The 11366-nt window shown below is 71.3% G+C and carries 10 protein-coding genes; 1 reads left to right on the plus strand and 9 read right to left on the minus strand.

The window, feature by feature from the left end:
* Positions 1-44: 44 nt before the first annotated feature.
* The 5 genes from metK to mihF form a co-directional block, all read right to left on the minus strand.
* Complete coding sequence (gene metK / locus ACLL9L_RS16245) at positions 45-1265, minus strand: methionine adenosyltransferase (RefSeq protein ID WP_411285697.1); 1221 nt, start codon at positions 1263-1265, stop codon at positions 45-47.
* A gap of 77 nt (positions 1266-1342) precedes the next feature.
* On the minus strand, positions 1343-2746 hold the full coding sequence (locus tag ACLL9L_RS16250) for a bifunctional phosphopantothenoylcysteine decarboxylase/phosphopantothenate synthase (RefSeq protein ID WP_411285698.1): 1404 nt from the start codon (positions 2744-2746) through the stop codon (positions 1343-1345).
* Positions 2747-2754: 8 nt separating this feature from the next.
* Complete coding sequence (rpoZ, locus tag ACLL9L_RS16255) at positions 2755-3018, minus strand: DNA-directed RNA polymerase subunit omega (protein ID WP_411285699.1); 264 nt, start codon at positions 3016-3018, stop codon at positions 2755-2757.
* Between the two features lie 93 nt (positions 3019-3111).
* Positions 3112-3726 (minus strand): guanylate kinase, encoded by a 615-nt coding sequence (gmk, locus tag ACLL9L_RS16260; RefSeq protein WP_411285700.1) that lies wholly within the window; start codon positions 3724-3726, stop codon positions 3112-3114.
* Complete coding sequence (gene mihF, locus ACLL9L_RS16265) at positions 3723-4040, minus strand: integration host factor, actinobacterial type (RefSeq protein WP_411285701.1); 318 nt, start codon at positions 4038-4040, stop codon at positions 3723-3725. Before mihF ends, gmk begins: the two co-directional genes overlap by 4 nt.
* 231 nt (positions 4041-4271) lie before the next feature.
* On the opposite strand from mihF, the gene ACLL9L_RS16270 reads away from it, so the two are divergent.
* On the plus strand, positions 4272-5879 hold the full coding sequence (locus tag ACLL9L_RS16270) for a phosphodiester glycosidase family protein (RefSeq protein WP_411285702.1): 1608 nt from the start codon (positions 4272-4274) through the stop codon (positions 5877-5879).
* A 252-nt stretch (positions 5880-6131) separates the two neighbouring features.
* Here the strand turns inward: ACLL9L_RS16270 and pyrF are convergent, their stop codons facing one another.
* The 4 genes from pyrF to carB all read right to left on the minus strand — a co-directional run.
* The gene (gene pyrF, locus ACLL9L_RS16275; RefSeq protein WP_411285703.1) at positions 6132-6989 is read right to left on the minus strand and encodes an orotidine-5'-phosphate decarboxylase; all 858 of its coding nucleotides are present in this window, start codon (positions 6987-6989) and stop codon (positions 6132-6134) included.
* A 9-nt stretch (positions 6990-6998) separates the two neighbouring features.
* Positions 6999-7946, minus strand: a complete 948-nt coding sequence (locus tag ACLL9L_RS16280) for a dihydroorotate dehydrogenase (RefSeq protein WP_411285704.1) — start codon at positions 7944-7946, stop codon at positions 6999-7001.
* A complete protein-coding gene (locus ACLL9L_RS16285) occupies positions 7946-8872 on the minus strand; it encodes a dihydroorotate dehydrogenase electron transfer subunit (RefSeq protein WP_411285705.1) in 927 nt (308 codons plus the stop codon). The genes ACLL9L_RS16280 and ACLL9L_RS16285 overlap by 1 nt, the downstream gene beginning before the upstream one ends.
* Positions 8869-11366: carbamoyl-phosphate synthase large subunit (gene carB, locus ACLL9L_RS16290; protein WP_411285706.1), on the minus strand; the 2498-nt coding region annotated here is incomplete at its 5' end. The genes carB and ACLL9L_RS16285, both read right to left, overlap by 4 nt.

The following is an 11366-nucleotide window of genomic DNA, read 5'->3' on the forward strand; positions in this document are numbered from 1 at the left end:
CGTGCCGGGTCGAGGACCGGGCCGGCTCCACCGCCGACGGTGGCTCAGCCGCGGACGGCCCGCAGGAGCGCGTCGACCTTGGTCGTCTGCTCCCACGTGAAGGGGTTGTCGTAGCCGTCGATGGCGGTCCGGCCGAAGTGGCCGTAGGCCGCCGTGGGCTTGTAGATCGGGCGGAGCAGGTCGAGCTGCTCGACGATGGCGCCGGGGCGCAGGTCGAAGACCGACGTGATGGCGGCCTGGATCTTGTCGACCGGGGCGGTCTCGGTGCCGAAGGTCTCGACGTAGAGACCCACCGGCTTCGAGGCACCGATGGCGTAGGCCACCTGCAGCTCGCAGCGGGTGGCGAGGCCGGCCGCGACGACGTTCTTGGCGACCCAGCGCATGGCGTAGGCGGCGGAACGGTCGACCTTGCTCGGGTCCTTGCCCGAGAAGGCACCGCCGCCGTGGCGGGCCATGCCGCCGTAGGTGTCGACGATGATCTTGCGCCCGGTCAGGCCGGCGTCGCCCATCGGACCGCCGATCTCGAAGCGCCCGGTCGGGTTGATCAGGGTGCGGTAGTCCGAGATGTCGAGCTCGGAGCCGCCCTCCTGGAGCTCCTCGAGGACCGGCTTGATGACGTGCTCGAGGATGTCGGGCTGGAGCAGCCCCTCCAGCGAGATGTCCGCGGCGTGCTGCGTCGACAGGACGACGGTGTCGAGCTTGACCGCCTTGTCGCCGTCGTAGGCGATGGTGACCTGGGTCTTGCCGTCGGGGCGCAGGTAGGCCACATCGTCGCTCTTGCGGACGGCCGAGAGCCGTTCGGCGAGGCGGTGCGCGAGGTAGATCGGCAGAGGCATCAGCTCGGCCGTGTCGCCGCACGCGTAGCCGAACATCAGGCCCTGGTCGCCGGCGCCCTGCTTGTCGAGCGGGTCGACGCCTCCGGTGCGGTTCTCGTAGGCCGTGTCGACGCCCTGCGCGATGTCGGGCGACTGCTGGCCGATGGAGACCTCGACGCCGCAGGAAGCGCCGTCGAAGCCCTTGGTCGAGGAGTCGTAACCGATGCCCAGGACGGTGTCGCGCACGATCTTGGGGATCTCGACGTAGGCCTCCGTCGTCACCTCACCGGCGACGTGGACGAGACCGGTCGTCACCATCGTCTCCACGGCGACCCGGCTGCCGGGATCCTGCTCGAGCATGGCGTCGAGGATCGCGTCGCTGATCTGGTCACAGATCTTGTCGGGGTGACCCTCGGTGACGGACTCGGACGTGAACAGGCGTGCGGACAACTTCTTCTCCTGAGATCGGCAGGCCAGCAGCTGCTGGCTGGTCGGGCGGCAGCGACCGCCCGAGAGTCTAGTAGTGCTCAGAGGATGGCTCGTATGCCGTCCCACACCGCGGTCGCGATGTCCTCCTTTGGTGCGGGCCCGGCGTCCCGGTCCCGGGGCGCGCCGGGCAGTCCCGGCCGGAAGAGCAGGTGGACCGTGTTGGTCTCGAGCCCGAAGGTGATCCCGTCCCCTACCTCGTTGGCCACGAGCAGGTCGCACCCCTTGCGGGCGAGCTTGTCCCTGGCGTGGTCGAGGACCGATCCGGAGGCGTCCCCCGTCTCGGCCGCGAAGCCGACGATGACCGGCAGCTTCGCGTTGCCGCGAGCCTCCACGAGCCCCGCGAGGACGTCAGGGTTGCGCACCAGCACGATCGTCGGCGCGGACTCGTCCGCCTGGTCGGGCGTGCCGGAATGGGTCTTCTTGATCTTGCTCGTCGCCAGGTCCCTGGGCCGGAAGTCGGCCACCGCGGCAGCCATGACGACGACGTCCGCGCCCTCGGCAGCGCGGGTGACCGCGTCCCGGAGCTCGAGCGCGGTGCCGACGGGGACGACGTCGACCCCGACGGGGACCGGCAGGTCGACGTTGGCGCTGACGAGGGTCACGGAGGCGCCCCCCGCAGCGGCGACGGCCGCGAGGGCATAGCCCTGCCGGCCGGATGAGCGGTTCCCGAGGTAGCGCACCGGGTCCAGGGGCTCGCGGGTCCCGCCGGCCGAGACGACGACCCGCAGACCCGCGAGGGCGTCTGCCGCCCCCGCAGCGCCCCCACCTGTTGCGGTGGGAACCGCGTCACCCCCACGTGTTGCGGTGAGAACCGCGTTCTCGCCTTCGGAAAGGGTGGCAGCGCGGTCATGGCCGCAACCAGTGGGATCGTCGGCAGCGGAAACCGGACCGGGGCCCTGGCCGAGGAGGGGCAGGCACACGGCATACAGCGCGGCGGGCTCGGGCAGGCGACCCGGACCGGTGTCGGCGCCGGTCAGCCGCCCCGAGGCCGGAGCGACGACGTGCACACCACGGGCGCGGAGCGTCGCGACGTTGGCCTGCGTGGCCGGGTGGTCCCACATCTCGGTGTGCATCGCCGGCGCGAGGACGACCGGGCAGCGGGCGGTCAGCAGCGTCGTCGTCAGCAGGTCGTCGGCCAGGCCGGCCGCGGCCCGCGCCAGCAGGTCGGCCGTGGCGGGCGCAACCACGACGAGGTCGGCCGACTGGCCGATCCGCACGTGCGGGACGTGCTCGACATCCGACCAGACGTCGGTCGACACCGGCTTCCCCGACAGCGCCGCCCACGTCGGGGCACCGACGAAGCGCAGCGCGGACGCGGTCGGCACCACGGTCACGTCGTGCCCGGCCTCGGTGAACAGCCGCAGGAGTGAGGCGGCCTTGTATGCCGCGATCCCCCCGGCGACACCGAGCACGATGCGCCGGGCCGGCGACGGGCCGCTCACGGGGTCGTTCAGCCCTCGGTCGCTTCGGACGTGAGCATGCCTTCGTTGATCTCCCGCAGGGCGATAGACAGCGGCTTCTCGTGGACCTCGGTCTCGACGAGGGGCCCGACGTAGTCGAGGAGTCCCTCCTGGAGCTGGGAGTAGTACGCGTTGATCTGGCGGGCGCGCTGGGCGGAGTAGATCACGAGGGCGTACTTGGAGTCGGCGATCTTGAGCAGGTCGTCGATCGGGGGCCTGGTGATGCCGATCGGGTTCGCCACGGTTCCGGACATGGATGCACTCGTTTCGTTGCTGGTGGTGTCTCGTTGCTAGCGGTGTCTCAGGGGCTGGATCACGGTCGCCGCGACGTCGCTGCCGGGGCACTATCAGGTGTCGCGAGGGCGCGATCTCATCAATGATACGAGTTCTTCGCTGGCCCGGCGGACATCGTCGTTGACGATGGCCACATCGAACTCCGACGCGGCCGCCAGCTCGCGGCGTGCGGTGCTGAGGCGGACCTCGCGTTCCTCGGGCGATTCGGTGCCCCGGCCGACCAGCCGGCGCACGAGCTCGTCCCACGAGGGCGGCTGCAGGAAGACGAACAGCGCCCCGGGCATCGTCTCGCGGACCTGTCGGGCGCCCTGGAGGTCGATCTCGAGGAGGGCGGGGCGCCCGGCCGCGAGCGCCCGCTCGACTGGGCCGCGCGGCGTGCCGTACTTCGCGGCGCCATGCACGACGGCGTGCTCGAGGAACGCCCCCGCCCCGACGAGCCGGTCGAACTCCGCGTCGTCGACGAAGAGGTAGTGGACACCGTCGACCTCCCCCGGGCGCGGCCTGCGCGTCGTCATGGAGACGGAGAGCAGGATCTGGGGGAAGTGCGTGCGGACGTAGGCGGCAAGGGTGCCCTTGCCGACGGCGGTGGGGCCGGCGAGGACGACGAGCCTGGCCGGGGCCCCTCCCGTGGTCGGCACTGTCGTGGGCGGCTGGCGCGTCGCGGTCACGCCTGGCCGAAGCGGGCGATGAGGGCAGCCGCCTGGTTGCTGCCGAGACCCCGGACCCGACGCGACTCCGAGATGCCCACCTCGTCCATGATCTGCTTCGCCCGCACCCTCCCGACGCCGGGCATCGACTCCAGCAGGGCGGAGACCTTCATCTTGCCGATGACGTCGTTGTCCCTGCCGGTCGTGATGACCTCGGCGAGGGAGCCCTGCGAGTACTTCAAGCGGTTCTTGACCGCCGCCCGCTCGCGACGGGCCACGGCGGCCTTCTCCAGAGCAGCCGCGCGTTGCTCCGGGGTCAGCGGGGGTAGGGCCACGGCGGAACTCCTCAGCACAGGCGGTCAACAGACAACGGTAGGAGCGAACCTACCCACCCGTTTGGGTCGTCGCAAACGGCGGGGCTCGACCGGGCGGCGCGTTGTTCACCGTCCCGTCGCCTGCTTCCAGGTCGCCGGTCGCCCGATCCGGTCATAGGGTCAATCGATGTGACCACGGTGACGAGGAACCCCGTTCGTTCAGCCCGCCGTCGGCTCGGCGCCGCGACCGCCATGGCAACCTCGTGCCTGCTCGTCGTCGGTGCCATGGTCGGCGTGCCCGCCACCGCGGGGGCCGCCGCAGTGGCGCATCGCGGCCCGCCGGCAGGTGCCCGACCCCTCGACCTCGGCCCGGTCGGGTTGACCGAGACCAGGGTGACGACCACCGTGACGCGTGGGGTGACCCTGACCAAGATCACCCGTGGCATTGACGATCCCGCGCTCATGTGGACGCTCGAGGTCCTCATCGGGCCGGCTCCGGGCAGTCCGGACCCTGATGCCCCGCCGACGGTCCTCTCCACCGCGACCGGGGCCAACGCTGCGGCGGACCGCTTGCGCAGCAAGGGCTTTGCCCCACGAGTCGAGTCCGTCCAGCAACCACGGGCCGTGGATGTGCCGAAGGGCACCCTCGGCTTTCGGGTCCGCGTCGGGCGCTGGCCGACGAAGGCCGACGTGGACCGTGCGCAGGCAGCGCTGCTCGCGGCCGGAGAGCGGGCGAACTCGGTCTTCACCGGCTGGGACGGCGACCGTTCTGCTCGAGGGCCCTGGCACGTCAACGTCGTGACCATCGACCCCAAGGCGTTCCGCGGCCGCCTCGGGGCGACGTTCGGGCCGGACCTGCTCAACCGGGAGACGACCTCGGCCCTCAGCGGGGCAGCAGGTGCCAGCGTCGGGATCAACGCTGGCTTCTTCGTCCTCGACCCGGCGTCGGGCGCACCGGGTGATCCGGCAGGCGTCGGTGTCTACAACGGCCGGCTCATCTCCGAACCCATCGCGGGCCGCCCTGCCCTCGTGCTGCACGATGACGCCAGCCACACTGCTGTCCAGCGGTTGTCGTGGAAGGGCACCGCGCACATGGGTGGCCGCTCGGTCAGCCTTGACGGCGTCGACCGCGTCCCAGGCCTCATCCGCAACTGTGGCGGGGATGCGTCCGACATTCCGACGTCGAAGCCGCTGCACGACATCACGTGTACCGACCCCGACGAGGTCGTCGAGCTGACAACGGCGTTCGGGGCGAGGACCCCGTCCGGTCCGGGGCGGGAGGTGGTCCTCGGGAGAGACCACAGGGTCAGCGCCCTTCGCGACAACAGGGGGGTCACCCTCACCCCTGGTGAGGAATCGCTCCAGGCGACCGGCGAGCGGGTCCGCGAGCTCGACGGCATACGCCTCGGTGATCGCATCGGCGTGAGCGCGGGCCTGCGGGACTCATCCGACCACCTCGTCCGCACCTCGGCAGCCGACACGATCGTCAACGGCGGACCGCAGCTCATGCGCAACGGACTCGAGGAGATCACCCAGGCCCGCGACGGCTTCGTGCACCCCGGCGACCCGAGCTTCGGCTACGGTTTCGTCGTCAAGCGCAACCCGCGCACCCTCGCGGGCGTCGACCAACAGGGGCGCACCGTCCTCGTCACCGTCGACGGGCGCAGCGTGTCGGACCTCGGCCTGTCCATCCCCGAGACCGCCGACGTGGCACGCTCCCTCGGCCTGGTCGACGCGATCAACCTCGACGGCGGCGGGTCGACGGCGATGGCTGTCGACGGTGCCCTCATCACCCATCCCTCCGACCCGACCGGCGAGCGCCCGGTCGGCGACGCCATCGTGGTCACGCCAGGTCGATGACGGTCGACAGGCTTGGCCGGACGAGGCGTTGCGTTGGCCATGAGCCGAGCGACGACCGTGCGGCGATGGGCCAGCTCATGGGTTTCGCCCGCGTCGGCAGGCAGGCGAGCGATATTCTGTCGGACCTCCGGTGGATGCTTCACGCGGTTGACGCCCATGGCCGGTATGCCGGGTTCGGCTTTGCGTCGCCGGACTTGCGCTCCGTCGAGGACCAGAGCCGCGGACACCCTGCTCGCCCAATCGAGGGTTGACTCAGGGCGCCAGGACCTCACGCAGCTGGTATGCCGTCGCCGTCGCCGCCGCGCGGAGGGCCGCGACATCCGGTCCCGCCGACAGGACTTCCCGGCTCGAGCTCGCCAGCACCTGGGGTAGTGCGGCCCCGAAGACGCGTCGGAGGTCGGCCGCCGTGGCCCCCTGGGCACCCAGACCGGGGGCGAGGACCGGGCTGTTGGCCGCGCCGAGGTCGATGCCGAGGCGTTGCACCGCGTCCCCCACGGTGGCCCCGACGACGAGGCCCACCGAGCCGAGCTCTCCCCGGACTGCAGCCGCGGCGTTGTCCGCCGTGACCCCGTCGACGACGGTGGCGGCCACGCTGCGGCCGCCCAGCTCGGCGTGCTGGACCTGCGGCCCCTCGGAGTTGGACGTCAGCGCCAGCACGAAGAGGCCCCGCCCGGTCTGCTCGGCGAGGTCGAGTGCCGGTCGGAGCGAGCCGTAGCCGAGGAACGGACTGAGCGTGATCGCGTCGGCACGCAGCGGGCTGTCGGTCCCGAGGTAGGCATCCGCGTAGGCCTGCATCGTCGAGCCGATGTCGCCGCGCTTGACGTCGAGGATCGTGAGCGTGCCCGCGTCGCGCAGGTCGGCGAGGACCCGTTCGAGGAGGCGCACCCCACCGGAGCCGAAGACCTCGAAGAACGCCGACTGGGGCTTGACGACGGCCACCTGCCCGGAGAGCGCCTCGACACAGGTCAGGGCGAAGCGCTCGACTCCCGCGAGGCAGTAGTCGAGCCCCCACGACTCGACGAGCGCCCGGTGCGGGTCGAGGCCGACGCACAGCGGACCGCGGTGCTCCATCGCGCCGCGCAGCAGGACGCCGAAGGGGGTGACGGGCATGAGGGGCTCCTATCGCTGGTGGGCCGCGGCGACGACCTCGGTGAACGCGGCATACCCCTTGGCGTCGAGGAGGGTCTCGAGCTCCTGGAGCACCCGCATCGGCGCCCTCGGGTCGTTGAAGGTGGCCGTGCCGACCTGGACGGCGCTGGCGCCCGCCGCGACGAGCTCGAGGGCGTCGCGGCCGGTGCGCACCCCCCCGGCGCCGATGATCGGCACCGTCGGGAATCGGCCCGCGAACATGGCCGCGCGGACCTGCCAGATCGCGCGGACGGCGACGGGGCGGATCCCGGGGCCCGAGAGGCCGCCGGTGACCCCGCCGAGCTGGGGGCGCATCCGGTCGGTGTCGATGACCATGCCGAGCAGGGTGTTGATCATCGTCAGACCGGAGGCACCCGCCCTGACGCACGCAGAGGCGACCGAGACGATGTCGGTGACGTCCGGGCTCAGCTTGGCGAAGACCGGCATGTCGCGCGGCAGCTGCTCGCGGACCAGGGCCACGACCTTGGCGGAGGCAAGCGGGTCGCACGCGAAGACGAGCCCCCGGTCGGCGACGTTGGGGCAGGAGATGTTGACCTCGACCCCGACGACGGCGTCGAAGGCGTCACTGGATCGCAGCGCCGCCGCGACGTCGGCGAACTCGCCGCTGGACGAGCCGGCGATGGAGACGAGCGGCCGGGCGCCGACGCCCTTGAGCCAGGCCAGGTCCTGCTCGACGAAGGCGGAGATGCCCGGGCCCTGGAGCCCGATCGAGTTGAGCATCCCGGAGGGGGTCTCGGCCATCCGGGGCGTCCCGCGGCCGGAGCGGGCCTGCGCCATGACGGACTTCGTGACGAAGGCGCCGAGGTCCGCGACGTCGAAGAAGCGGTGCAGCTCCTTTCCGTTCGCGGCGCACCCGGAGGCCGTCATCAGCGGGTTGGGCAGCCGGGCACCGCCCAGCGCAACGGACATGTCGACCATCAGTGACCCGACTCCCTCGGGGCGCCGACCGCGTCGGACGGCACGGTGCAGAGACCGTCATCGAACGCGTCCCAGCGCACCCGGTCACCCCGGAACACCGGCCCCTCGACGCAGGAGCGGACCATCCGGGTCTGCCCGTCGTTGCCGACGACCGGCAGCACGCAGGTCATGCAGACGCCGATCCCGCAGGCCATCGCCTCCTCGACGGCGACCTGCGCCACCACGCCCTGGCGCGCCGCCACCTCGGTGATCGCCCGCAGCATCCCCATCGGGCCGCAGCCGTAGACGACGGCGGCTGCACTCAGCCTGATCACGTCGGCCAGGACGTCGCTGACCCAGCCCTTCGTGCCGGCCGACCCGTCGTCGGTCGTCACCGACAGCCCGTCGACGGCACGGCGGGCCAGGCCAACGCCGAAGAGGCGGTCCTCGCTGGCCGCGCCGAGGACCATCTCGACGTGGCACCCCCGGGCCGTGAGCTGCGCGGCGAGCCAGAAGAGCGGCGCGCTGCCGTATCCGCCTCCGACGAGGACACAGGGCACCGGCGCGGTCGGCAGCGGGAACGGCCGCCCGAGCGGCCCGACGATGTCGACCTCCGCGTGCGGGGCCAGCTCGGTGAGCCAGGTCGTGCCGGGTCCATGGGCGGCGACGACGACGTCGACCGTGCCGCCGTCGGCGCCGCCCGGGCTGACCTGGTAGATCGAGAAGCACCGTCGCAGCAGGTTGGCCGAGGTCGCTCCCCCGACCGCAAGGGCGATGAACTGCCCGGGGCGGGCGAGCTCGGCGATGCCGGGCGCGACGAAGGTCAGCTGCTGGTAGGCCCCGACCCGACGGGTCGCGATGAGCTCACCAGTGACCTGGGTGACGCCTCCGCGAGGCGCGGACGCCCCCGAGGACGACGCCCCCGAGGACGACGGCGCATCCGTCACGTCGCGCTCCCCGTGCCGTAGAGGTCGAGGTCTCGCGCGTGCTCCTGGAGCGACTTGACGTTGAGCACCCCCGTGCGGGAGGCCTCGATGCCCTGCACCGCGGCGGCCAGCGCCTGCACCGTCGTGATGATCGGCTTGTCGGCGCTCGTCGTCGCCGCGCGGATCTCGTAACCGTCGGCACGCGCCGACTGACCCGTCGGCGTGTTGACGACCATCTGGACGTCGCCGTCGTTGATGAGGTCGACGATCGTGCGCTCGGCCGCCTCGACAGCAGCCGGATCGCGCTCGCTGATCTTCCGGACCAGGGTGGCCTCGATCCCGTTGCGCCGCAACACGTCCGCCGTTCCGCTCGTCGCGAGGATGGTGAAGCCGAGGTCGGCGAGCCGCTTGATGGGGAAGATCATCGCCCGCTTGTCCCGGTTGGCCACCGAGACGAAGACGGCGCCGTTGTCCGGCAGCCCACCCGAGCTCAACTGGCTCTTGGCGAAGGCCGAGCCGAAGTCCTTGTCGATGCCCATGACCTCGCCGGTCGAGCGCATCTCCGGGCCCAGCAGCGAGTCGACGACCTTGCCCTCCTTGGTGCGGAACCGCTTGAAGGGCAGGATCGCCTCCTTGACCGACATGGGCGCATGGGGTGGCAGGTTGCCACCGTCGCCCGTCGGGGGCAGCAGCCCCTCGGCACGCAGCTCCTTGATCGTCGCGCCGAGCATGACCCGGGCAGCCGCCTTGGAGATCTGGACGCCGGTCGCCTTGGCGACGAAGGGCACCGTGCGCGAGGCCCGGGGGTTGGCCTCGAGGACGTAGAGGACGTCCTGGGCGAGCGCGAACTGGACGTTCATCAGACCCCGGACGCCGATCCCCTTGGCCAGCTTGAGGGTTGACTCCCGGACCCGCTCCAGCTCCTGGACCCCGAGGGTCACCGGCGGGAGGGTGCACGAGCTGTCGCCGGAGTGGATCCCGGCCTCCTCGATGTGCTCCATGATGCCGCCGAGATACATGTCGTCGCCGTCGTAGATCGCGTCGACGTCGATCTCGATGGCGTCGTCGAGGAAACGGTCCACGAGCACCGGGTGCTCCGGCGACGCGACCGTGGCGCGGCTGACGTAGGTCGCCAGGGTCTCGTCGTCGTAGACGATCTCCATGCCCCGGCCGCCGAGGACATAGGAGGGACGCACGAGCACGGGGTAGCCGATCTCGTGGGCCACGAGGACGGCCTCCTCCGCGCTGTATGCCGTGCCGTGCCTGGGGGCGGGCAACTGCGCCTCGGCGAGCACCCGGCCGAAGGCGCCGCGGTCCTCGGCCAGGTTGATCGCCTCGGGCGAGGTGCCGACGATCGGCACCCCCACGTCCTTGAGCGCCTGCGCGAGGCCGAGCGGGGTCTGGCCGCCGAGCTGGACGATGACGCCGGCGATCGGGCCGGCCAGGCGTTCCGCGTGGACGACCTCGAGGACGTCCTCGAGGGTCAACGGCTCGAAGTAGAGCCGCGAGCTGGTGTCATAGTCCGTGGACACGGTCTCCGGGTTGCAGTTGATCATGATGGTGTCGAAACCCTTGTCCCGCAGGGCAAACGACGCGTGGACGCAGGAGTAGTCGAACTCGACGCCCTGGCCGATCCGGTTCGGCCCGGAGCCGAGGATGATCACGGCGGCCTTCTCCCGGGGCAGCACCTCGTCCTCCTCGTCGTAGGTCGAGTAGTAGTAAGGGGTCGTGGCAGCGAACTCCGCCGCACAGGTGTCCACGGTCTTGTAGACCGGGCGCACCCCGAGGGCGTGACGCACCCCGCGGACGACCGCCTCCGGCATACCGGCGAGGGAGGCGAGCTGCTGGTCGGAGAAGCCGTGCCGCTTGGCCAGCCGCAGCAGGTCCGGGGTGAGCTGGCTGGCGGCGGCGATGCGCTCGGCGACGGCATTGATCAGGGCGATCTGGTCCAGGAACCACGGGTCGATGCCGCTCGCGTCGTGGACCTGCTCGACGCTCGCCCCGCCGCGAAGGGCCTGCTGGACCGTGACGATCCGGCCGTCGGTCGGGATCGAGGCCTGGTCGAGCAGGTCCTCGAGCCGATCCGGGTCGGAGGGGTGCGGGCCCTCCCAGTGGAAGGTCGCGCCCGAGCGCTCCATCGAGCGCAGCGCCTTCTGCAGCGCCTCGGTGAAGTTGCGGCCGATCGACATCGCCTCGCCGACGGACTTCATCGTCGTCGTGAGGGTGGGGTCGGCGGCGGGGAACTTCTCGAAGGCAAAGCGCGGCACCTTGACGACGACATAGTCCAGGCTCGGCTCGAACGACGCCGGCGTCTTCCTGGTGATGTCGTTCGGGACCTCGTCGAGCGTGTAGCCGATGGCCATCTTCGCGGCGATCTTGGCGATGGGGAAGCCGGTCGCCTTCGACGCGAGCGCCGAGGAACGCGAGACGCGGGGGTTCATCTCGATGACGATGATCCGGCCATCACGAGGGTTGACGGCGAACTGGATGTTGCAGCCGCCGGTGTCGACGCCGA

The organism is Lapillicoccus sp. (genome assembly GCF_046595215.1).
Classification (GTDB): domain Bacteria; phylum Actinomycetota; class Actinomycetes; order Actinomycetales; family Dermatophilaceae; genus Lapillicoccus.